Consider the following 25,196-nt stretch of genomic DNA (forward strand, 5'->3'; position numbering starts at 1 on the left):
ATTAGTAGATTAATAGAGGAGGAACAGTATGAATACGAAAGTTACGGAAACAACACTAGAGTACGCTAAAAAAATGGATCGTCTTGATTCACTTAGAGAGTTTAGAGATGAGTTTTACTTGAATCCTGATTCAATCTATATGGATGGTAATTCATTAGGTCTACTTTCTAAAAGGGCTGAACGTACTTTACTAGAATCATTGGAAGATTGGAAGAACTATGGAATAGATGGTTGGACAAATGGACATCATCCATGGTTTTTCATGGCTGAAAAATTAGGAGAAAAATTAGCTCCGTTAGTCGGTGCTTCATCAGAGGAGGTAATTGTAACCGGTTCCACTACGGTTAATTTACACCAGTTAGTAGCTACTTTTTTCCAACCAAAGGGGAATAGAAAAAAGATATTAGCTGATGAACTTACATTCCCATCAGATATATATGCCCTTCAAAGTCAACTCCGTATTCACGGATTAGATCCTGAGGTAGATCTTATTTGCGTAAAAAGTAAAGATGGACGTTATTTAGATGAGGATGATATTATTAATGCAATGACGGAAGAAATTGCTCTGATAATTTTACCAACGGTTTTATACCGCAGTGGTCAAATTTTAGACATGAAGCGATTAACCGAAGAAGCTCATAAACGAGGAATATTAATCGGTTTTGATGGTTGCCATTCAGTTGGATCAATCCCACATTCTTTTAGTGAGTGGGATGTGGATTTTGCCTACTGGTGTAATTATAAACATTTAAATGGAGGACCAGGTGGTGTAGGTGGATTATTTGTTAATCGCAAACATTTTGGTGCATTGCCTGGGCTTGCAGGGTGGTTTGGTTCTAGAAAAGATAAGCAATTTGATATGGAACACACTCTAACTCCTGCAGAAACTGCTGGAGCTTATCAAATCGGTACACCTCATGTATTAAGCTGTGCACCATTAATCGGATCTTTGGAGATTTTTACAGAAGCTGGAATTGATGCGATTCGAGAAAAATCACTTCGATTAAATCAATTTTTAATGGATTGTATTGAACAAGAATTACCAGATATGGGGTTTTACATTGGATCTCCTAGAGAAGATGCGAGACGAGGCGGACATGTTAGTTTAGAGCATGAAGAAGCAGCACGTATTTGTAAGTCTTTGAAAGAAAACAATATTATTCCAGATTTCAGAGCTCCAAATATTATTCGTCTTGCACCAGTTGCACTTTATACTTCTTACGAGGAAGTATGGAAAGTAGTACAAACACTTAAGAAAATCATGACTGAAAAGCAATATGAAAAATTTATAAATGAGCGTGAAGTTGTGGCGTAAGTTTAGTTCGCTATCTAAAAGGACAAGGGGATGAGTTATGAAGAAATCCACCGCAAATAAAAAAATTGAAAACGAGAGAGAAAAAGGCTTAAAAAGAGAATTGAAAACAAGTCAACTAACGATGATTGCAATGGGTTGTGCGATTGGAACGGGGTTATTCCTAGGAAGTGGATTAGCAATTAAAACAGCTGGTCCAAGTGTATTACTCAGTTATGCAGTCGGAGCATTCATCGTTTTACTGCTTATGGGGTGCTTAGCTGAAATGACTGTTGCACATCCTACTAGCGGTTCGTTTGGAACAATTGCCGAAAAATATATTCATCCTATGGCGGGCTATCTTGTTCGTTATTCATATTGGGTGGCACAAGTACTTGCTGTTGGAGTAGAAGTAAGTGCAATTGCAGTTTATATGAAATATTGGTTTCCAACTGTACCTGGAATCGTTTGGATTGCCTTTTTTGCAGCAGTCTTAATCTATATAAATGCTACTAGTGTTAATACATTTGCTACATTTGAGTATTGGTTTTCAATGATTAAAGTAAGTGCAATTGTTGGATTTATCCTACTTGGGACGTATGTCTTGTTTGGAGAATCTAGTCATTCAAATATTGGTGTAGAGAACTTAACAAATGATGGTGGATTTATGCCATTTGGATGGTGGGGCATGTGGGTAGCTGTCTTTATTTCGTTATTTAGTTTTCTAGGAACTGAAATAATCGCTGTTACAGCGGGTGAAGCAAAGGAGCCTGATATTGCTGTTCCAAAAGCTCTTAAAGCAACAGTTTTTCGTTTATCAATTTTTTATGTATTAACGATCGGGATCATGCTGATTATCGTTCCTTGGAAATCGGCCGGGGTAGATGAAAGTCCATTCGTAAAGGTCATGGAAATATTAAACATACCTTTTGCATCTGGCCTTATGAACTTTATTATTTTAACGGCAGCTTTATCAGCGATGAATAGCCAATTATATGCATCAACTCGCATGGTTTATTCACTATCAAAAACTAATCATGCACCAAACATTTTAGGAAAAGTAAGTAAAAAAGGTGTTCCAGTAAATGCTCTTGCAGTTTCAACCATTGGTATAGTAGTTGCTGGAATCGTAAATGCAGTATTACCAGATTCTTCATATGCGTTTATGATGGGGATTTCAATGTTTGGTGCGATCTTTACTTGGATGTCAATTTTTATTTCACATTTATTTTTTAGAAGGAAATGGGAAAAATCAGGTGGGCGAAAATTACCAGTAAAAATGATTGGTTTTCCTTACTTCACAATTTTAGGAGCGATTTTATTGTTGGGACTTACCATTACTTCATGGTTTACTGGCTTTAAAATTATGCTTCAATTCGGAATACCGTGGTTAATTGTTTTATCTGTGGCTTACTTATTTATAAAGAAAAATAATGACCAAAAAAATTGATGTTGTAAAAAAAAGAAAGTAGATAAATAGTAATAACGTAAATAGGGGTGTCTCTCATTTTAGGGACACTCCTATTCTATTTTAAGATTAATAAAAGGAAAGAAAGGAAAAATAATAAGGTGTAGAGTTTTGTTCATAAGATTCTTTTATGTTAGTTTATATAATAAAAGTATGTTGTATTTAGTAAATGAAAAATAGTCTCATATTAATATTCCCGAATGGAGTTGAATGATCATTAATAGTAAAGTCGAACTTGAAAATTTAACAATTGCTTATAAGGACCAAGGAAAAGGAAAGCCAATCGTTTTAATTCATGGTTTTATGGGAAGTCATGCATATTGGGAAAAAGTAGTTCCAAAGCTATCTGAAGATTATCGTGTGATCGCTATTGATTTACCTGGGCATGGAGATTCTACAGCTATTAGTAAAGAGCATACAATAGAAGATTATGCAGATGTGATAAAAGATTTCTTAGATCAATTAAACATTCAGCAAGTAACAATGTTTGGCCACTCGTTAGGAGGCTATATTACACTTGCATTTGCACAAAGATATTCTAATTATTTAGATGGATTTTCATTAATCCACTCGACTGCTTATCCGGATAGTGAAGAAGCAAAAAAAGCTAGAGTAGCTACTAGTGAAAAAGTGAAAAATGAAGGAGTGAAAAACGTTGTAGATGGATTAATTCCTAAACTTTTCTCTCCAAAGAATATACAAACGAATAGTAAAGAAATAGATTTAGCAAAGCAAATAGGATATAAAACTACTGTAGATGGCACGGTTAATGCCTTAATAAGCATGAAAAATAGACCCGATCGCAACCATATACTGAACGATACAAATTTACCTGTACTTTTACTGGCAGGTAAAGACGATCAGATCATTCCACCTGAAAAGACTTTTTCAGTCAAAAAAGAAAATATTAAAACGGTTACTTTAAACAGTGCTGGACATATGAGCATGTATGAGGCTCCCAAAGAGTTAATTAATGAAATGAAGAATTTTTTAAGTTCGTTTTAATGTTTAGGAAATAAAAAGACTTTTCATCAAGAAACGCCTTGATGAAAAGTTTTTTTATTTAACTGTATGTAAATAACATGGTCATTTCGAGTGAAATACTGTTAAGATGATAATAAGCATATAAAGTACTAGATAAAATTAAAAATCATAGTCCATATAAATTTTAGAGTAATTGGTAGGTGTAATAATGTATCGTATTGGACTGATCGGCCCAGAGTGGTCTTTAGAACGAATTTTAAGTTTTTCTAAAGAATATGAAAAGGAATTAGAATTTTTCCCATTTGCATATGATGAGCCTGCGGAAACGAAAGAGATTATAAAGAAACATGATCGAGATGTTGACGTCTGGCTTTTTTCAGGACAATTACCATATAATATTGCAAAAAAAACGCTATATTCCTATGAAAAATTATTGTATGTTCCTCATACAGAGTCTTCTGTTTATAAAAGTCTGTTAAATATTATGTATCTTAATGGTCGATTAATTAGACAATTAAGCGTAGATATGCCAACATATTCTAATTTATTAGACGATGCATTAGAGCAGTTGAATAAACCATTTGATCAGCTTTTTATAAAAAAGTTTGATGAAGAAGAAATTAATTTGGAGGAAATATTACAATTTCACCTTCAATTATGGAACGCAAATAAAACTGAAGGTGTTTTAACCAACTTTCCATCTATATTTCAGGAACTAAAAAAACGTGAAATTCCAGTCGAATGGATTTCAACTAGTAAAGTGGATATTCTACATACATTAAAGCTAATAATCGAGAAAGTAAAAGGGCTTTATTTTAAAGAATCTCAAATTGGAGTAGAGTTGGTTGAAATAGAGAATTTTGAGAGTATAATAAGGAAATCAAAATCGCCTTATCATTTACAGCATATCGAACTTCGTATCAAGAATGTACTTCTAACACTTTGCGAACAATTAAATGGTTCTTTGATTGAAAAAGGATATGGGAAATATTTAATTTATAGTTCTAGAGGTGCAATTGAAAGAGAGATTAATATGTTAGAAAATACAATTGAGCAGTTATCATTAGAAACTGATTCGATCGTTTCTGTTGGGATTGGATTTGGTGAGACTGTTTTTTCTGCAGAGAAAAATGCGATTGAATCAATACAACAATCAAAAGAATTGAATGATCGTAAAATATTAATTGTGCAAGAAAACGGTGAAATCATTGAGTCACTTGGTAGTGTAGAAGAGATTACATATGCTTATCGAACAGATGACCAAGAGTTGCTGCAAAAGCTTAAACTAGGAAATATTAGTGTAAAGACATTTCATAAAGTTGAAAACCTTATTAAGAGAATGGGGTGGAATGATTTTACAACAAAAAGTTTAGCTGAGCAGCTTAATATGACTGAACGAAATGCTAGACGTATTGTGGCAGATTTATGTGAAGTGGAATTACTAGAATGTATAGGAGAGGAATCCCTGTCTTACCGAGGGAGACCTAGTAAAATATATCGCTTAAAATAAACATTTCAAATTTGGAGTGTTTATTTTTTTGTGTATAATTTCATAAATATTTTGAATTTTTAACAAAAATATATTGTGGAAACTGTTTTCAAGTTATAAAATCATATATAAGGAAAAAGACCGTAAATATTCCTTAAAATAAAATTAAAATTCTCATGGAGGTACAGTGATGAAGTATAATATTTTTTCTGAATTAATATTAGATGATGTAGTAAGTTCGATTAATGATGAAGTAATTGGATGGAGAAGGTATTTACATGAAAACCCTGAATTATCTTTCCAAGAAGAAAATACTGCTCAATTTGTGTATGACAAACTAAAATCATTTGGAGATTTAGAAATTTCTAGACCAACGAAGACTAGCATAGTTGCTAGACTAAAAGGAAATGCTCCAGGAAAGGTGCTTGCAATCAGAGCAGATATGGATGCACTTCCAATACAAGAAGAAAATGAGATTGAATTTCGTTCTAAGAAGGATGGCATAATGCATGCATGTGGTCATGATGGACACACGGCGATGCTATTAGGAGCTGCGAAACTCCTTTGTAGTTTTAAAGAAAAGATAAAAGGTGAGATACGATTTATTTTTCAACACGCAGAAGAAGTACCACCTGGTGGTGCAATTGAGATGGTAAATGCAGGAGTGCTTGATGGAGTTGATCTGATTATTGGAGCACATCTAGTAAGCAATTTGGAAACCGGAAAAATTGGATTAAATTATGGTCCAATTATGGCAGGTGCGGACATGTTTAAAATCACAATTATTGGCGAAGGTGGCCATGCTTCTTTGCCAAATGAAACAATTGATCCAATTCTGATTGGTTCTCAAGTTGTAACAAACATACAGCATATTATCTCAAGGAAGATTGATCCAATTGATACAGCTGTCATTTCAGTTACACAATTTAATGGTGGTACAGCGGTTAATATTATACCAAGTATTGTTAAGATTGGTGGTTCTGTTCGGAGCTTTAATCACGAAGTTCGCAAGAATATACCGAAGTTGATCGAGCAAATAGTAGAAGGTATTACCGATGCTCATGGAGCTAAATACGAGATCGAATACCATTTCGGGTACTCACCGGTCATTAATGATAATGAAGTAACTAGTTTAATAGACAAAACGGTTTGTGAAATAGTTGGAGAAGAAAATCGTGAATTAATGAAACCAATAATGGGAAGTGAAGATTTTTCAGCATTCCTTCATGAAGTTCCAGGGACTTATTTTTTTGTAGGTGCAAGAAATGAGGCAGAGGGGATCGTATTTCCACACCATCATCCTAAATTTAATATTGATGAGAGAGCTTTAAAAGATGGAATAAAGATATTTGTCCAAGGCGCAATGAACATTTTAAATCATTAAAAAAGAAGGAGAGTAGAGTATGAAAAAAATCTATTTACTTGGTTTTATTCCGGTTATGGGTTTTGTAATAGGTGCGTTGTTTTCAAATAAAGTTACTCCCTACATACTTGGTATGCCATTTTTCCATTTCTCAATTGTACTATGGTCACTTCTTACTACTGTATTTTTAGGTTTAATCTATTTATTTGATCCTGCGAATAAAGAGGAGGAAATAGAATGAATACAGGAACATTATTTATATTCTTATTTTTCGCTGTTTCCATCATTATTGGAATATGGTCAAAAAAAGGTAAAGAAATGAACTTAGAACAATGGTCCGTTGGTGGACGGGGAATGGGAACGCTTTTCATCTTTTTATTATCAGCTGGCGAAATGTATACAACCTTTACCTTTTTAGGTGCAAGTGGCTCAGCATACGGTGAAGGTGGTTCCATATTTAGTATCGTATCCTACGGCTGTATTGCATCAATTATATCTTATTGGGCTTTTCCTGAGATTTGGAAATACTCTAAAAAACATAAACTCATTTCTCAGTCAGATTTTATGGCGAAGAAATATGGTAGTCCGATACTTGGAGTACTTGTTGCTATAGTTGGAATCGTAGCTTTATTTTGCTATTTAGTATTACAATTTAAAGGCTTAGGCTATATCGTTGAGATTACATCGTATGGGGTTATTTCTTCAAAAATGGCTATTTTATTTGGCGCATGCGGAGTTACTTTATTCGTCATGTTATCAGGAATTCATGGTTCAGCATGGACTTCTGTTTTAAAGGATATTTTAATTCTTGCTATCATTTTATTTTTAGGTATTTATTTTCCGATTCATTTTTATGGCGGTATTAAGCCGATGTATCAGGCTATTGAACAAGCAAAGCCAAACTTTACAATTCTACCAGAACATGGGATGAATTTAACTTGGTATATTTCTACTATTATATTAAGTGGGATTGGGATGTATATGTGGCCTCACTCATTTCCTCCTATTTTTGCAGCGAAAAATGCAAAGGTTTTAAGAAAAAACGCAATTATAATGCCTTTATATCAGTTAATTTTATTATTTGCTTTTTTCGTGGGCTTTGCAGCAATCTTACAAATTAAAGGGGTACAAGGAAGTGATAGTGACAAAATTTTATTACTTCTTTCGAAAAAGACTTTTGATCCATGGTTCGTCGGTTTAATAGGTGGAACAGGGGTATTAGCTGCATTAGTACCTGCTTCTTTGATTCTAATGGTAATATCCACATTATTCGTTAAAAATATATACCAAGTAATAGCCCCTGCTAAATCAGAAGAACATATTACAAAACTAATCAAATTAATTGTTCCTTTTATTACTTTAATTGGTTTATATTTTACTTTTAAAGGTGGTAGCTCATTATTTAGTATTGCAATTGTGGCGTATAATTTTATAACGCAGCTAGCTCCACCATTTTTCTTAAGTTTAATGAAAAAGAACTTTGTAACAAAGCAAGGCGCTATAACTGGAATCATATTTGGTGGTGTTATTGTTTCAATTTTTGATTTAGGTGAAAAGACATTTGCTCAAGCGTTTCCACACTTTCCACAGTTAGTGAAAGACTTAAATGTAGGGATTATTGCATTAATTATTAATGCGCTAGTAATGGTTGCTGTTAGTCTTATTACAAGAAATAGTATGTCAACGAATAAGGGAATCGATCAATTAGCTGAGCAATAAGAAAAGAAAAACGTCGGGTCTATAGATCCGACGTTTTCTATTATTCTATCAAGTTGATTATTGAATGTTTAAATCCTTCAAAATATCTTCTAAAGTTTGACCTTTAATTTTCTTTTTACCTTTTGGAACGTCTTGGACATCAGGGTTTGGAGTTAAATAATTCTTTTGTACGAAACTCATATCCTTATCGTCAACAATTCCATCGAAATTGATATCAGCTGCACGCTTGTTAGTGCCCCAGTATGTTTTAATATAATCTGCATCTAATACATCGATGACATCATCGTTATTTACATCCCCACCCATAACAGGTGCATATAAAATGTAAGATAAGCGACCTACCGTTTCACCATTCGCTAGATCATATAAATCGTTCACTGTTACGTGTCGATCGAAATGTCCTGGTATTTTGACTGTTAAATCGTAATCTTCATCTGAAGCTGGAAGATTTTTAACAAAGTAACGTGCGCTGCTGTTAAATTCTCCTGTATATGTCTTTCCATTTTTAGAAACTAATGTTAAACTCATGCCTGCTTTCGAAAAATCTTTTTTGTAGTCTAACCAAATACCCCAATCGTCTAGGAATCCATCAGCAAGAATACCACCTTCAAGTTGAGAGTATGTTGGAACAATATTTATTCCTTGACCAAAACCTTCAATTGTTGCAGGTGCTTGATTTAAAGAGAATGCAGTAGATTTTGTGAGATCAATCGTTTGAATCCATTTAACATAGTTAATAGGTTTTTCCTTCACTTTAAATGTAATATCGATTAATGGCATATTCGTTTGGATCGGCTGGATTGAATCGCCAGTTAAATGTGTATTAAGTGTAATTTTACTTGCCGTTTGCTCAATTATTTTAAGATCAGCATTTAAACCATTTGACTTAGCATAAGAAACATAATCCTTATTTAAAGATACATTTGCAATGTCATATACCGTAGAAGGGAATGATAATGTAAATTCTCCACCTGTTAAATCTTTAATATTATTTGCACTAAGTGAAAGGGTTACGTTTTCACCATATTTTACGTCATTTTTGTTAGCAACTAATTTTGCGTATGGTAGTCCTTTTTTAACTAGTGTGTATGAGAAATCAGGGTGATCCTGCATACCGTTTCCTGCGTAGTCAAATGCATCTAAGGTGATTTTTGTTACATCTTTACTGTCTAAAAGACTAGTTTTAAATTCAAAGTCACCATTTTTTTCAATTGCTAAAGGTGTTGAAGAGTATTTGGTTTTATTCATTAAGTTAACCAAATTAGAAGACTGATCCCAATTAAATCCATTTCGATTCATAATATCTACTTGTTGGTCATAGATGTTACCTTTTACAGTCATACCGTCCCCGGTTACTTCGTAAACTCCACCTGGTTGTTGCATTTTTACAATAGGGTTAGAATTTTCGATATAAAATACATCAGATTTTTTAAATGTTTTACCTTCTCGGTTTGTTGCGATTAGTTCTAATTCATATTTTCCTGGAGGAGCAAGCCTTTTTGAATAAGAAATCGGATGATCCTTATGCCCCGTAAATGCATTATAAAGTCCATTAAATCCGTATTCAGTTTCAAACATAAAATCTTCTGTAAAAAGACCTTGATATGCATCAACTAAACCTAGTTCTTTACCAGTCTTCGCATCTTTTAAAATAAAATCTACAGTTTCCATCGGGCTATTTAAGGAGAATTCAATGCCCGTTCCAGATGGGAAACTATGATTTAAATCACGACGCGTTGTGAAGGCGTCTGCATACACATTGATTTTATTAATTCCTTCTTGTAAATGCTTGAATCCAAATGGTATTTGATAAATTTCATTCGGATTACTACTGTTTGTAATATAAATATATCCTTCGTAATTACCAAACTCTGCAGATGCAGGGATATGAATCATTGGTTTAATTTTAATTGTTTTATTGGCATTCATTGTAATCTTATCCGGGAGATCAATCGTCACATGATTTGCTTGTGCATCTTTTGCACCTTTTACATTTTGGTTAAATTTAACTTGAACAGAGAATGTTTTCTTTTTGTTACTTGTATTCGAAATAGAAACCACTCGAGTGTCCGTTTTTTCCTTACCTGCAGTTACTTGTGGACCAAAGCTTAATGCGCCTGTTACGTCTGGAATGGTGATATCTTGGTCATTTTTTGTACTGATCGTTTTATCTAATACTTTAATATGCAAATCAGAATGAACTGCCTCATAAACATCAATTCTTCCAGCACCTACTTCAAATACACTATAATCTTTTTGTAGCGGATCAGCTGTATTCATTAAGGCGGCTTTAACATCTTCTGGTTTGTATTCTGGATGTTCTTGTAGAAGAAGGGCACAAGCTCCAGCTACGTGTGGAGTAGCCATAGATGTTCCAGATGCACTCATATATGCATTCGTATAATCGGTTAGATGATTCGGACCGTTTTCATAAGCTGGTACACTTGAGAATACAGCAACACCTGGTGCGATCACTTCCGGTTTAATATCATAATATCTGTTTGAAGGACCACGAGAACTAAAGTCAGCTAATGTATCTCCGCTAGTTTTCATCTCACCAATTGAGTTTAAAGTAAATGTGGCATTACCTTGTTTTACTTTCTCTAAAACGTTTAATCCTTGTTCATTTGTAAGAGTGAATGAAGGAATAAAGTCAAAGCCGTTTCCAAGATAATGAGGAATTTGGCCTTCTGTTGGGTTATTATTATACATTAAAACTGCTTTTGCTCCATGTTTCTTAGCAAGCATTACTTTTTCATTTAAGCTTAGGACTCCACGCTCAATTAGTGCAATTTTCCCATTAACATCCTTGCCGTTGTAATCACTTTCACTATTTCCAAGTCCAACAAAAACGATAGGTAGGGATTGATCTTTTAAAGTATTTAAATCATCATCATAGCTCTTTGCTAGAAGTCTTAAATTCGAAAGTGATAGATCATTAGCTGAACTAACCGTACCAGTAGCAGTAGGGATGGTCATAGAAAAATCACTTGCACCAACTGTTAAAGCTAGTGGAGAAGTACCAGGTGAACCAAGTGAATATAAATCACTTCCAGAGTTACCAGCTGCAATAACAGCAGTTGTTCCAGCTAGTACAGCATTATTTATTGCGATTGCATTTGGATCAAGTGGATCATTATAATCTGAACCTAATGATAGATTAATAACATCCATTCCGTCTTCTACTGCTTTTTCAATTCCAGCGATGATGTTACTTGAAAATCCAGATCCATATGGGCCAAGCACTTTGTATGCATAAAGATCAACTCCAGGTGCAACTCCGGTGACGGCATAATCAGTTTTATTTTTACCTTGCCCAGCAATTGTTCCAGATACGTGAGTTCCGTGGGAAGTATAATAGGTAGATCCACCTAATGGACTGATTTGGGGTTCTCCAGATTTTTTCCAATCATCATAAGTAGTTTCCATTGGATCAGAATCGTTATTTACGAAATCATATCCGCCTTTATAAACATCTTTTAAATCTGGATGATGATAATCAATCCCTGTATCGAGTACAGCAACCTTGACACCTTTACCGGTAACACCTTCCTCATGAAGTGTTGTTGCTCCTATATTTTCTGTACTATCTACTGCTGGAGAATGAGTAGTTGATTTTGTTGTTTGTTTTTCTGAAGGCGATGGGTCAACTTTGATTACTTTATCTTCAAATATTGCTTTTACCTCATCCATCGCAAGAATATTATGTACTTCATTAGCTGGAACAGTCATCGCAACACCATTAAATGCTTGACGGTACTCTTTACGAATTTTAATTGAAGGTATGGCTTTTTTTGCTTGTCCAATTTTTTGTTTGAAATTTTGATGAGATTTTTCTACTTTATTTTTTGCCTCATCTAAAGAGACTTCAATTCCGTTTTCTTCGTTTTTCTTAACATCTGTTTTAGCAGGGTCTTGAGCAAATTGAACAATGATGTTTACTGGATTATGACTAGTTGTATTAAGCTTAGGTGCTAAATATTTTTCTGGATCTGTCGTTTCAACACCATTATGTACGCGATTTCGATCCTCTTTTGTTAGATTTTTTAAATACTGTTCTACGTATGAGTTGCCAACTTGAGAAGTTGAATCAACCGAAGCAAATGTGTGACTAGAAAATAGCAAACTAGCTGCTATAAAACTTGTAGAAACAACTTTCAGTGGCACTACAAAATGACTCTTCAAATACAATACACCCTTTCAAATTTAACTTAAGGAGTTATCCTTATATTCAGATTATTGAGAATTTTCGACAGGCAGTCAATTGGGTTATTTGTACCCTATAAAATCAACGTTTTTCAAAATCATGAATACAAATCTTACTTTTTTCTAAAAAAATTAAGAAATAATGTCAGAAAACATAGTAAAAAATTGAATTTTGTTGATTTTAAACGTTTCCCAACTTTTTTATGAAAATAGCTAATTTTTCCCTAGAAGTAATATTTTTTGATTTAATAATTGGTAATAAATAGCATAATTTTCTATATTTAACATATTCAGGAAAAATTCCCCTTCTTCAATTCAGTGTAGGGCAAAGCCCAAGAATAAGGAGGGGGGTATTTCGGTTAGGCGATAGCTTAAGGTTTTTTATTTGTATTAAGTACTGTTCAGTCGTGGAATCAAATTAGCTACTAAAATTATCTACTTTCCAAGAAGCCCCCACTTCAAACGACCTGAAAGGGTGTTAAGTGGTGGGTAGTCCACAAAATATAAATAGTGAATTGCAATATTGTGCTAATTTTTTTATTTCTTTACTTATAAAAAGTGCGTGCTTAAAATCATCAATTACTATTTCAGGAAGTATTATAACACTTAATAAAATATAGAATTTTTGTTGTAATGTATTAGGAAATTAAAAGTAAAATTAAATAGAAGAAGATCATTTTATACATTTTGAAAATCAAACAAGAAGTTTATTAGTAGAAAATATTTTACTTCCTAATATAATTAGTAGATTAGCCGTCCCTAAACATGTACATATTCATAGATTAACAGAGGATGAGTATTATTTGGGAGGTATCCTTTTTGGACGCTTTTTTTAGTGATTTAGTAAAAAATGTAATTGCAAATTACCCTTTAGAAGTAAAACATAGATTTTTTGAATACATTGATGAAAAAAAAGCTGTGTGGCCCATTGATACGAATGTCGGTGAAGTATTTTTGAAGAAAGTTTTAATTGATGAAGGATATATTGAACTGATGATCTATGCAATTGACCATCTTAGAGATAATGGCATATTTACTCCAGAAGTATTAACAACAAAATTGGGTGACGGTTTTGTAAAGATGCAAGATGAATATTTTATGTTATTTGAAGCCGTAAATGGTAGAAGTCCAAATTTTGATAGTGAAGAAGATCTTCAATTGATAATGAATGGTATTGCTTCTTTTCATAAAGCCTCAATAGGAATTGAATTAACGAATGAGCAAGTTTCATCCATTGAATCAAACTGGAAAAAAGATTTAGAAAATAAATTTTTAAAATTAACTAAGTGGAAAGAAGAACGAACTAAGTTAAAACATCAAAATGAAATCGATAAACTGTATTTAAAAAATATTAATTCGGTTTTAATGCAATGTGAAAAAGCTTTAGCAATAATTGATAAATGTATTGGTGAAGCACTAGAAGACACAACGAAAACATTATGTTATCAGAATTTCGATGAAAATGGTCTTATTATTGGAGAAGATGGGAATTTATATTTCTTAAATATGAACGCATTAAAAATCGAATTGCCGATTCATGATCTGAGAAAAATTTTAAATATTGTTATGAAAAAAGAAAAAAATTGGAATCCAAAGTTAATGAAGAAAATCATCATCGCATATCATGAAACCAATCCATTAGCATGTTTGCAGTACAAGTTACTAAAAGCTGATTTATTATTTCCTCATTTGTTTTATGACGTATTTTCGGCATATTACGAAAGTATGGAAATAATAATTGTTGATCCTAGTTTAATTTCAAAAATGAAAAAAATAATTACTTTGGAACTGAGTAAAGAAAGAGCAATTTCTACTGTCTTTTCACAAACAAATGAAGCACTTTATGGTCGATGACTTAAAATGATAAAGCTCAAATCCCCTTTAATTTATGGATTCGAGCTTTATTTTTTATTTTGCTTTTTTCTTTCCTATCATTCCATAGTCTCTGATAATAATTTTAACATCATAGTTTATTTTAGCTTTACTAAAAAATTCATCCCAATCCTTCCTCATTTTTTTCCACTTTCTTGGATTTTGAATTCTTACTTCGTTTCCAAATCCAGCAGCATCTGTTTTATATTCATTTTGAAGCTTGTTTGTTACATTTTCTACTATTTTTGTAACTTCCTTTTCAGTTGCTTTCTCTACACTTTTAACGTTCTTCTCTTTAAATAAGGGTTTTAATTTAGGATTCCAATATTCTGCAACTCTACCTTCAGCCTCTAATTTTACGTCAAAAGAGATCTTGTTACCTTTTATATGAGGTGTAATTTTACTTTTCATTGATTCAATTTGAAACCAAGTGGGTCCATCCGATTTTTTTGTATATGCCTTAACTGAACCTCCTTTTACCCTAGCTGATATTAAATTAATTCCTAATACTTCCTGAGGATTAAGAGTGCCAATCATTTTATTGTTCTTACCTTTAAAAATTGCTCCGCCAGAAAATTTCGCTCCTTTATCAGTTGTTTCTAATAATTGGAGGACGAAGCTAGAACCCGAGTTCAATAATCCACCAATTCTAATTAACGGTGTTTTGGTGACAATTTCTGAAGTTGACGATTGGTTTGCAATGTCAACAATTCGTAATGAAGGGATGGTATTTTTTTCTTTTGTTTCTAAAGCATGGTACGCTTTCCCTTTGGCGATAAAAATTAAGGTACTTCCACGAAGATCAATATCGCGGAAATATAAATCAGTAAGCTCACGAAGGTCAACATCTCTTGCAAGTTCTTCACTAATGATAACGCATTTTTGATGTGATCCAAAAATGTATCCTTCCCTACTTAAAGTTGTCTCCCATCCAGAAGGTTCTAAGGAAATCCCTTCGCCGGCTACATTTATATAAGGTTTTTCGGGATTAACACCACCTGATTTTGTAGTCATTGCCTCAGGGACTACATATTGTAGTGTCGATATTATATTTCCATTATCATCTTTATCTAAAGAAGATCCTAATATAATATTTAAATCCTCGATTGATTTACTACTCCAGCATCCTGATAATAAAATTAATAGGCTTAAATTAAAAATTGAAATGATTAATATTCTCTTATACTTATACTTTCTCATTTAGTTTTTTCCTCACAAATGAAATGACTAGTAAGAGAAGAGGGACCATACCAAATAAATAGAATGCAACATTACCGATTGAATCGGCCATTAAAAAAGTCTGATTGATATCTTTAGGGATCATTGAGATAACGTAAATAAATGGTAATGTACCAAAAAGAAACGGCTTTATACTTTTTTTATTCAAAATTTGGGCCATTCCAAGAGTGCAAATATAATATGCAATGATATATGTAGCAAAAATTTGCATAATCCAAATAACAAGCAGTAATGAGTCAAATCTTTCTACAAAAAGACCTTGAATATCGTAACTGCGAATATAAGTAAGTACCGGCCAAGTTTGTAATAAAACACCGTCTACTGAAAAAGCACCAACTACAGCAACAACCGTAATCGCATAAAAAATAAATGGTATACCTATTCCGAGAATAATTGTTTTTGATACTTTCTTTTTATCCTTCATAAACATAAAGATAAAGAGAATTACCTCAAAACCTGAAAATGAAAGGGAAGTTGTTTTGAGTCCATTAATGACAGGTTTGATGCCATTTCCTAGTACAGGACGTAAGTTATCAATTTCAATAATTCCTAATCCTAAAAAAATAACTAATAGAAAAAATAAGACAGTGATTGGGAAAATGATTTCCAACATTCTTGCGATTGGATTGATTCCACCGAGTACTAAATATAAACCAATCCACAAAAACGGGATTAATATAGCCCAAGTAGGAGTACCTTGTAGTAAGAACAACCTAGTCGTTTCTGCCATTACTCGAACCTCTAAAGCTGAAAGCGAAATATAATAAAAGATGATTATGATGCTTAATGGAATTCCTAACCATTTACCAATAATTTTTTGAGTAAATTGAAAATAAGTTTCGTTCGGATATTGTTTACACAACATAACAAGTAAAAAGACTAAAAGGGTTATGAGCAAGCCAGATATGATAACTGAAATCCATCCGTCTGGCGTTTTTACTTTAGCTGTAACACTTCTTGGTAAGATTAAAATACCTGCACCAAAAATAAAATTTACGATCAGCATCACAGTTTGATTCGTCGATATTTGATCAATAGGCTTTGGAACCATAATCATGTACTCCTCCTTTCTTATGCTAGTTCATCCTTCTTGTTTTTTTAGCTTGCAAACTTTTTGGACGTTTTTTCATCATAAATATTGGGGCTCTTATTAAGAAATCCTTCCAATCACTAAATCGAGTTGGAGCAGCGGGACTTAGATAAGGAACACCAAAGCTTTTGAGTTTTACTAAATGACTACAAAGCAGTAAGAAAAATAAAATAACGCCATATAAACCAAATACACTTGCAAAAAGCATGGATATAAAACGAAGCATACGTAGCGCAATTCCAACATTATATTGTGGTAAAGTAAATGAGGAAATGGCAGTTACTGCAACGACAATAACCATGATTGTACTCACAATGCCTGCTTCAACTGCGGCTTGACCAATAATTAATCCTCCAACAATTCCTAATGATTGCCCAATCGGTTTTGGTAAGCGAAGCCCGGCTTCCCTTAATACCTCAATCGATATTTCCATTATTAGTGCTTCAATTAGTGGAGGAAATGGTACACCTCCTCTAGTGGCTGCTATATGAAATACTAATTTTGTAGGAATTAACCCTTGATGAAATGAAATAAATGCAATGTATAAAGATGGACCAAACAATGAAATAAAACAAGCTAAATATCGTAATAATCGAACTAAAGTAGCTGCGACCCATCGTTCATAATAATCCTCAGGAGATTGAAGTAACATCTGAAAAGTTACAGGTGCAATTAGCGCAAATGGAGAACCATCTAATAAAATGGCAACCCTTCCTTCCATTAAAGCGCTCATAACTCGATCGGGACGTTCGGTACTTTGAATCTGAGGAAACGGGCTTAAATAATCATCTTCTATTAATTGTTCAATATAACCAGAATCAGGAAGGCTATCAATTTTAATTCTTTTTATTCTTTTTTTTACTTCTTCAACTAGCTGAGAATCCGCAATAGTTGAGATATATGCGATAACTAATTGTTTTTTTGAAACTTCACCAACTTCATAACCAATCATTGTTAAATCTGGATTTTTTCCGGCACGTCTTAACATGGCTGTATTATCAGCTAAGTATTCAACAAATCCAAGTCTCGGTCCACGAACGAGTGCCTCAGAATCAGGTTCCTTTATATCTCTTGTCTTTGTAAGGGCTTCACCTAGTAAAAAGCACTCAGAAATACCATCTATTAACAGAGCAATTGAGCCAAATAGAACATCTGTTTTTAATTTTTTATAAGTACTGATTTCTTCTATTGTACAAACAGTGAGTGATTGATCTTTAATACATCTTTTAATTTCTTCTAAATTTACAGATTGCCCATTACTTATTTGATTGGTGGCAATGGTCGTAATTCCAGTCATTAATTCTCCCAATATATGTCTTTGAATTAAGTCCGCGTTTGCCAAGCCATCAATAAAAATAATTGCACCTTGAATATCTGTTTCACCTAATAGAAATTCTCTAAATTTAACATCAGAATTCTGTCCAATTTCATTAAAAATCCAATCCAAATTTACTTGTAGATCATTAGATAAGTTCTCATCATTATTTTGAGCTTCATTATTTAGAGATGTCCTGTTTTCTGAACTTTTATCGGATCTCCACCGCTTCATTTAAATCACTCTTTCTCCATAAAATGAACCCATTTAAAAAATTTTGATAAACCTACAGGAATGATAAAGGTAACAAAAGCTTGAATGAAAATTGGATATTCAGGTATATATGAAATAATCTTTTTTAACATTAAAACATCCCCATTAACTAATTTATAAAATATAGAGGTATTATTTCCCATTACAGGAAAAGCATGCAGAAGAGTTGGGAAAGTAATATATTCACTGAAATAAAACTTTAGGCAATGAGACGGTATAGATAAATCATTAACTAATTTTAATTAAATTATTGAATATTTCTTATTTTAAAAATATGACAAAATAGTATAATTAACCTAATAGAAAATGTGTGATAATACCTAGTTGTCCGCTTTTTATCTAGACAAAAGGTTGGGGACGATGAATTAAAATAATGATTACCGAATATGGAGAGGAAGGCTTATGAATCAGATACTTCTATATGATTTTCTTACATTTATGAATGACAAAAATTGGAATAAAGCTGATTTAGCTAAATATTCTGGAATCCATATTAGTGATATAAGTAGAGTATTTAATAATAAAAAGCCGCTTTCTTTGCATTATTTAGATGCAATTACAGAAGCGTTTGGTTTGGCAGAAGGATATTTTTACTCGAGCTATACACAATTATGCTTTAATCACAAACGGTATTTAGATAAACGAAGAAGTGTAGCGTTTATTTATAAATGTGCAATTAAGGGATTTAAAAAAGAATTAAACTTTATCATATCTGAAATGTTAGAAGAAAAATCAAAGACTATACGGACTAAAAATTTACAAAATTTATTTGAGATTGCTGAAAAGTTATTTGCAAAAGGGAAAGAGAAAGAGGCTTTACCTTTATATGAAATCATTATTCATCACATGCCAGATCAAACAGCAGAAGAGGTCGCTATTAGTTATTTTAGAAAGTACTATTTAAATAGATTATCGGAGGAAGGACCAGCTACCCTTGTCCATGTTTTAGAATATGTGAGCTATATGCCAGATGATTTTCAAGAACTGACAATTTTATATATTACGGCTACTTACTATATGTTAAAAAAATGGGACAAAGTTCTTCATTATGCGAAGCGTTTAGAAAAAATGGCAAAAAATGAAAAACATTTTGGTTATGCATTAGTATACCAAGGCTTTGCTTTAAATAGGTTAAGTAATTCAATCGATGAAGTGCTTGACATTATAAAGAAATATAGTAAGATTAATGATTTTTTTGCAGAGGCTGCAATCGGTAATCGTTATGTAACATGCCTTGATTTTGGAAAATTACAGTATGTTGACGAGTACTACGGTTGGATAAAAGATCGAGATGATTTATATGTAGGTATACCGAGAATTATTGAAACCTATGTAAAATTAGGAAGATTAGAAGATGCTTTAGCTTTAATCAATCAGCATGAAAAAGTAATTCATGAAATGGCATATAGTACAAACTTGTATAAACAACAATTGTATTTGGATTTCTGTTACGCACAATCACTTTTAAAATGTGAAAATAAGCAGTATATAGAAGGGCTAAATGATTTAATAAAGGTAGCTAGAAAAGTTGAAAATCTTGGTATTATTGAAAAGTTTAAACAATGCTTATTATCAATTTGGCATTATAGAGATTATTTAACAGATCAATTAAATGAAGATTATATTCAAATGCTAAGTGAGGATCGGAATCAGCCGACTAATTTATATGCAGTGAGCCCTTAATTTGGGCTGATTAGTAATAGTTTTAAAATATTTTCTACATTAGACAAATAAACCACATGGAAAATTAATCCTTGTGGTTAGTTTCATTTTTATTCTTTTTTATATAAGTTTTACTCTATTTTTTTATATTCCTTAAACCATTCAACGAATTTGGCAATACCGTCTTCAATGGAAGTAGTTGGACTATATTGAATGTCATTTATAAGTTGATCAATATCAGCATATGTTTCAAGTACTTCTCCAGGAATCATTGGCATGAATTGTATTTTTGCTTTTTTACCAAGTTCCTTTTCTAGAATCTCTATAAAATAATTTAATTTCACTGGGCTATGGTTACCAATATTATAAAGCTTATAATACGAAGAAGATTCTTTAGGTGGTCCATTTTTAATGATTCTTACAATCGATTCAACTACATCATCAATATAGGTAAAATCACGTTTCATATTGCCATAATTATAAACTTCTATTGGTTTTCCGTTAATGATTGAATTAGCAAATTTGTATAATGCCATATCGGGTCTACCCCATGGTCCATAGACCGTAAAAAAACGTAAGCCAGTAGATGGTAGGTTAAATGTATGACTATATGAATATGCCATTAATTCATTTGATTTTTTTGTGGCAGCATATAAACTTACTGGTTGGTCAACTCGATCATTAATTGAAGAGGGAGTTTTTTTATTATTACCATAAACAGAACTAGAAGAGGCGTATATGAGGTGTTTTATTTGATGGTTTTTACAACACTCTAATATATTGGCAAAACCTACAAGGTTTGATTGGATATATGACCCTGGATTTTCTAAGCTATATCTCACTCCAGCTTGTGCTGCTAGATTAATGACTAGATCGAAGTTATATTGCACAAAGAGCTGATCTAGTAGTTCCATTTCATGAATTGAACCATTTATGAAACGAAAATGCTCATATTTCTTTAAAAGTTCCAATCTATCAAATTTTAGACGTCTGTCATAGTAATCATTTATATTATCTATTCCAATGATCAAAAAACCTTCTTCTAATAGACGTCTGCTTAGATGAAATCCAATAAATCCTGCACATCCAGTGATTAAGATGCGCATAGTATTAGCTTTCTTAATGTTAAAAACCTCCTTATCTAACAAGAGTTGGAATATCATATGATGGAGAAGGGGACAAAGTTCGAATACAAATAGAAATATGTATTTAACTAGTTTAGGGAAAATACTTTTTTAATAGAATACACATATACCCTCACAAAACTTGGACAAAATCATATTATTACATTAGGTCTTAATACACTAAGAGCAATAAAAGTATATTAGTAACTGTATATTACATTTCTTAAAAAAGAAATGTGAAATTTTTTTATGGGCTCTAAACGTAGGAGGGAGAAATTGAATAATATATTAATTGAACCATGGATTGTCGATGAGCTTATTCATGATGAATTCTATGTGCCTGAATATATTGAAAAAATTGGACTTGAAGTACTTAAGTTTTATGACCTTCAAGTAAGTAGTATGCAAGTAATTACAACAAAAGCTGACAAAGGCGGAGCGATTTGGAAAATTGAAACAAACGAGGGTCCAAAAAGTTTTAAGCTTTTACACAGAAGACCTACTAGAAGTATGTTTAGTCTAGGGGCTCAGAAGTATTTAGTTGAAGTTCAACAGGCTAGAGTTCCAAGCATTGTTCGAACAAGAGATGGAGAGGAATATGTAGAAGCTGGTGGAAAGCTATGGTTCATTGCAGAATGGATTGAAGGGTTGGCACCAGTTTCGAAAGATTTAGAAGGTGCTAAGCAGCTATGCTATGCACTTGGTGAGTTTCATCGTTTAAGTAAAGGGTATGAACCACCAATTCAAGCAGAAGTTGCATCAAGATTGCACAAATGGCCAAAAAGCTATGAAAAAATATATAACAAAATGAATTGGTTTAGAACAATTGCCTTGGCATATGAAGAAATGCCTGCTAGTCAGGATTTATTAAATGTAGTAGATCTATTTCAAGAACAAGCAAGAAAGAGTATGGAAGACTTAAATAATTCTAATTACTTTAATATGGTAAATGAAGGCAATGCAAGCTGGGGATTAGTTCACCAAGATTACGGATGGTCAAATGGTCAAATGGGTCCAAATGGAATGTGGATTATTGATTTGGACGGTGTGGCATATGATTTGCCAATTCGTGATCTTAGAAAACTAATATCTGGTACAATGTCTGATTTATACGCTTGGGATGTAACATGGGTAAGAGAAATGATTAACGCATATCACGAAGCAAATCCAATTTCAAAAGAATTATATGAAGTATTAGTGATAGATTTTTCAATGCCAAATGAGTTTTATAAAAACATTAAAGAAGTACTTTATGAACCAGAATTATTTTTAGGTGAATCGACTAAACAATTAATTCAATCAATCGTTGACTTAGAGCAGTCAAAGTGGGCAACATTGAATGAAGTTCGCAACGACTGGAGTGGAAAAGAATGAAAATATTAATGGTATGTACCGAAAACCTACCAGTACCTCCAGTTTTAGGTGGTGCGATTCAAACTTATATTGCAGGAAGTTTACCTTATTTAAGTAAAGTACACGATATAACCGTATTAGGTGTCAATGATCCATCATTACCAGATGAAGAAACAATTGATGGTGTTCATTATGTCCGTGTACCAGGTAAAGTACTAGAACTATATCGTGAAGGCGTAGTTGAATACATTAAAGGAAACCAATTTGATTTAATCCACATTTTTAACAGACCACGACTTGTCCTTCCGATTAGAAAAGTAGCACCAAATTCAAAAATCACATTAAGTATGCATAATGACATGTTTAATATTGGGAAAATTGCTGTTGATGAAGCGAATTTAGTATTAGAAGAAGTTTCTAGTATCGTTACGGTAAGTGATTATGTAGGAAATGTTATTCGTGAACTTTATCCTCAAAGTGCTAATAAAATCAGAACAATCTACTCGGGGGTTGATTCTGACCGCTTCTTACCTGGTAATGATCCTAAAATGATTAGTACACGAAACGCACTTAGAAAAGAGTTTGGTTTAGAAAATAAAACGGTTATTTTATTTGCTGGCAGACTTTCAGAAAACAAAGGGGTTGACCGTCTAATAAGAGCATTGCCAACCCTTTCAAAAACCTTCAAAGATTTAGCTTTAGTTATCGTAGGAAGCAATTGGTTTAGTCAAAATAATGTTACAGACTATGTTGCTTATATTCGTGCAATCGCCAAAAAACAGGATGTACCGATTATTACAACAGGTTTTGTATCACCTTTTGAAATACACAACTGGTTTGCAGTAGCAGATTTATTTGTATGTACTTCATTATGGCAAGAACCTCTTGCAAGGGTTCATTATGAAGCGATGGCAGCAGGACTTCCAATTGTAACAACTGCCAGAGGTGGAAATCCTGAAGTCATTATTCCAGGTGAGAATGGTTTAATCGTAGAAAATCCAGTTGATCCAGATGAATTCGCCACAAAAATCTCAGAAATATTATCAAACAAAACACTAATGAAGAATATGGGAATAAAAGGTAGAGAACTTGCAGTTACTAAGTATTTATGGAGTCGTGTAGCAAATGAAATACTATCTACATGGAGCCAAACAGAATATGCTTCATCACTTTCACCAGAACAATTAGAACAATATGAACCTCAAACATTATTTAAAACTGCAGTACAAAATACTACACAGTTGAATGTAGAAAATAATATACCTGAAGTAATCGAACCGACTGTTGAATCTACAGAAAGTTTATCAGAATCGGTAACTCAGTCCGATATAAATTCTATTGAAGAAATGCTAAAAATCCTAGTAGAGAAAGCAAAATCAGTTCCTAAAGAAAAAGTAGTCGCAGAATTTCCAATTAATACGACACCAAGAGTATTAAGACGAATTAGAAGAGTAACTGATCAGGTCGTAAATAATGAAACCTCAAATTTAATCCTAAACGAAGGATCATCTTTAAATGAAGTAAGTAGTGTAGAAAATAGATCGAATAATCTAGCTAACACTGCAAAATCAGAACCTTTTAAATTAAAGAAAATTCCTAGCGTCACTGAATTGCATAGAGCTAGAACTAGTTAAACAATCATATTTCCTGAGGAATGTGTCTAACGATCAAAGAGGGTATCTCATAAGACTTTTGAGATAGCCTTTTTTCATTTGAAAATGATTGTTTGATGATGTGGTAAAGATAAACTTTCTATTCATAATAGGTATATATGGTGACAAGTCCTCCTTCATTTACATATAAAGTATAATGAACAAATGTTTGGAGGCAAGTTAGATGAAAATCCGCAAGGCTATTATTCCCGCTGCTGGTCTCGGGACTCGTTTTTTGCCAGCTACAAAAGCGTTGCCAAAAGAAATGTTACCTATAGTTGATAAACCAACTATTCAATATATCGTTGAAGAAGCAGTAGCTTCTGGAATTGAAGAAATCATTATTATTAGTGGTAGAGGTAAACGAGCAATCGAGGATCATTTCGATAAATCATATGAACTAGAAGAATCATTATCTCGAAAAAACAAGCTAACTGTTTTGGAAGAAATGCAGAAAATATCTAATATGGTGAAAATCTTTTATGTTCGTCAAAAAGAACCTAAAGGATTAGGGGATGCCATTTTATGTGCTAAGAGTTTTATAGGAGATGAACCATTTGCTGTTTTGTTAGGGGATGACATCGTAATGTCTACAACACCTTGCTTACAGCAAATTATTAATGTATACGAGAAATATAATGCCCCGGTTATTGCTGTTCAGAATGTTCCTGATGAAGAGGTAAGCAAATATGGCGTTATTAAACAAAAAGAAAGTACTTACGATGCAAATACAAATCTATTTCAAGTAGAGTGCCTAGTAGAAAAACCAAAATTGAAAGATGCCCCATCAAATTATGCAATTATGGGACGATACATTCTTACTCCAGAGATTTTTGATATTTTATCTACGATTTCTGTGGGACAAGGCTGTGAATTACAATTAACCGATGCGATTAATGAATTAAATAAAAATCAATTTGTGTTAGCATACAATTTCGAAGGTAAACGATATGATATCGGAAATAAAATCGGATTTATAATGGCTACAATTGATTTCGCGATTAATAGAGAAGATATAAAAGATGAGGTAATTACTTTTTTAAATGAGGTCATATCTGATCATGCTCTAAATATGAAGAATCAGGAAGTGGATTGA

The 25,196-nt window shown here is 32.8% G+C and carries 18 protein-coding genes; 12 read left to right on the forward strand and 6 right to left on the reverse strand.

Going from position 1 to position 25,196, the window contains the following annotated elements; translation table 11 throughout:
- The first annotated feature begins 28 nt into the window (after window positions 1-28).
- The 7 genes from kynU (at window position 29) to ACSBO6_RS05835 (ending at window position 8,314) form a co-directional block, all read left to right on the forward strand.
- On the forward strand, window positions 29-1,315 hold the full coding sequence (gene kynU, locus ACSBO6_RS05805) for a kynureninase (RefSeq protein WP_498844339.1): 1,287 nt from the start codon (window positions 29-31) through the stop codon (window positions 1,313-1,315).
- A gap of 37 nt (window positions 1,316-1,352) precedes the next feature.
- Complete coding sequence (locus tag ACSBO6_RS05810) at window positions 1,353-2,741, forward strand: amino acid permease (RefSeq protein WP_498844340.1); 1,389 nt, start codon at window positions 1,353-1,355, stop codon at window positions 2,739-2,741.
- 228 nt (window positions 2,742-2,969) lie between these two features.
- Window positions 2,970-3,764, forward strand: coding sequence for an alpha/beta fold hydrolase (locus tag ACSBO6_RS05815; RefSeq protein WP_498844341.1), 795 nt, complete (start codon window positions 2,970-2,972; stop codon window positions 3,762-3,764).
- 187 nt (window positions 3,765-3,951) lie between these two features.
- Window positions 3,952-5,253, forward strand: a complete 1,302-nt coding sequence (locus tag ACSBO6_RS05820) for a hypothetical protein (protein WP_498844342.1) — start codon at window positions 3,952-3,954, stop codon at window positions 5,251-5,253.
- Between the two features lie 169 nt (window positions 5,254-5,422).
- The gene (locus ACSBO6_RS05825; RefSeq protein ID WP_498844343.1) at window positions 5,423-6,616 is read left to right on the forward strand and encodes a M20 family metallopeptidase; all 1,194 of its coding nucleotides are present in this window, start codon (window positions 5,423-5,425) and stop codon (window positions 6,614-6,616) included.
- A gap of 19 nt (window positions 6,617-6,635) precedes the next feature.
- The gene (locus ACSBO6_RS05830) at window positions 6,636-6,836 is read left to right on the forward strand and encodes a DUF3311 domain-containing protein (protein ID WP_498844344.1); all 201 of its coding nucleotides are present in this window, start codon (window positions 6,636-6,638) and stop codon (window positions 6,834-6,836) included.
- On the forward strand, window positions 6,833-8,314 hold the full coding sequence (locus tag ACSBO6_RS05835; protein ID WP_498844345.1) for a sodium:solute symporter family protein: 1,482 nt from the start codon (window positions 6,833-6,835) through the stop codon (window positions 8,312-8,314). Before ACSBO6_RS05830 ends, ACSBO6_RS05835 begins: the two co-directional genes overlap by 4 nt.
- A 57-nt stretch (window positions 8,315-8,371) precedes the next feature.
- Here the strand turns inward: ACSBO6_RS05835 and ACSBO6_RS05840 are convergent, their stop codons facing one another.
- Window positions 8,372-12,499: a S8 family serine peptidase gene (locus tag ACSBO6_RS05840; RefSeq protein WP_498844346.1), complete on the reverse strand. Its 4,128-nt coding sequence runs from the start codon at window positions 12,497-12,499 to the stop codon at window positions 8,372-8,374.
- Window positions 12,500-13,339: 840 nt separating this feature from the next.
- Between ACSBO6_RS05840 and ACSBO6_RS05845 the strand changes: the two genes are divergently transcribed.
- Window positions 13,340-14,374, forward strand: coding sequence for a CotS family spore coat protein (locus ACSBO6_RS05845; protein ID WP_498844347.1), 1,035 nt, complete (start codon window positions 13,340-13,342; stop codon window positions 14,372-14,374).
- A gap of 54 nt (window positions 14,375-14,428) precedes the next feature.
- Here the strand turns inward: ACSBO6_RS05845 and ACSBO6_RS05850 are convergent, their stop codons facing one another.
- From ACSBO6_RS05850 to ACSBO6_RS05865, 4 genes are read right to left on the reverse strand one after another with little or no spacing between them, the layout of a single operon-like run.
- Window positions 14,429-15,592: a Ger(x)C family spore germination protein gene (locus ACSBO6_RS05850; RefSeq protein ID WP_498844348.1), complete on the reverse strand. Its 1,164-nt coding sequence runs from the start codon at window positions 15,590-15,592 to the stop codon at window positions 14,429-14,431.
- On the reverse strand, window positions 15,579-16,688 hold the full coding sequence (locus ACSBO6_RS05855; RefSeq protein WP_498844349.1) for a GerAB/ArcD/ProY family transporter: 1,110 nt from the start codon (window positions 16,686-16,688) through the stop codon (window positions 15,579-15,581). Before ACSBO6_RS05855 ends, ACSBO6_RS05850 begins: the two co-directional genes overlap by 14 nt.
- A 19-nt stretch (window positions 16,689-16,707) precedes the next feature.
- On the reverse strand, window positions 16,708-18,270 hold the full coding sequence (locus ACSBO6_RS05860) for a spore germination protein (RefSeq protein ID WP_498844350.1): 1,563 nt from the start codon (window positions 18,268-18,270) through the stop codon (window positions 16,708-16,710).
- A gap of 5 nt (window positions 18,271-18,275) precedes the next feature.
- Window positions 18,276-18,401: a hypothetical protein gene (locus ACSBO6_RS05865; RefSeq protein ID WP_098846855.1), complete on the reverse strand. Its 126-nt coding sequence runs from the start codon at window positions 18,399-18,401 to the stop codon at window positions 18,276-18,278.
- A 310-nt stretch (window positions 18,402-18,711) separates the two neighbouring features.
- Here ACSBO6_RS05865 and ACSBO6_RS05870 point away from each other — a divergent pair, with 310 nt between their 5' ends.
- Complete coding sequence (locus ACSBO6_RS05870) at window positions 18,712-19,992, forward strand: helix-turn-helix domain-containing protein (RefSeq protein WP_498844351.1); 1,281 nt, start codon at window positions 18,712-18,714, stop codon at window positions 19,990-19,992.
- 110 nt (window positions 19,993-20,102) lie between these two features.
- On the opposite strand, the gene ACSBO6_RS05875 is transcribed toward ACSBO6_RS05870, so the two are convergent.
- Window positions 20,103-21,077, reverse strand: a complete 975-nt coding sequence (locus tag ACSBO6_RS05875) for an NAD-dependent epimerase (protein ID WP_498844352.1) — start codon at window positions 21,075-21,077, stop codon at window positions 20,103-20,105.
- A 294-nt stretch (window positions 21,078-21,371) separates the two neighbouring features.
- On the opposite strand from ACSBO6_RS05875, the gene ACSBO6_RS05880 reads away from it, so the two are divergent.
- From ACSBO6_RS05880 to galU, 3 genes are all read left to right on the forward strand, one after another.
- Window positions 21,372-22,469: a CotS family spore coat protein gene (locus ACSBO6_RS05880; RefSeq protein WP_498844353.1), complete on the forward strand. Its 1,098-nt coding sequence runs from the start codon at window positions 21,372-21,374 to the stop codon at window positions 22,467-22,469.
- Window positions 22,466-24,082 carry a glycosyltransferase family 4 protein gene (locus ACSBO6_RS05885; RefSeq protein ID WP_498844354.1) on the forward strand — a complete coding sequence of 539 codons (1,617 nt, stop codon included), beginning with the start codon at window positions 22,466-22,468 and terminating at the stop codon, window positions 24,080-24,082. Before ACSBO6_RS05880 ends, ACSBO6_RS05885 begins: the two co-directional genes overlap by 4 nt.
- Window positions 24,083-24,284: 202 nt before the next feature.
- Window positions 24,285-25,196 (forward strand): UTP--glucose-1-phosphate uridylyltransferase GalU, encoded by a 912-nt coding sequence (gene galU, locus ACSBO6_RS05890; protein WP_098846850.1) that lies wholly within the window; start codon window positions 24,285-24,287, stop codon window positions 25,194-25,196.

This window comes from Bacillus sp. AL-1R (genome assembly GCF_052180195.1).
In the GTDB taxonomy this organism is placed as follows: Bacteria; Bacillota; Bacilli; order Bacillales; family Bacillaceae_G; genus Gottfriedia.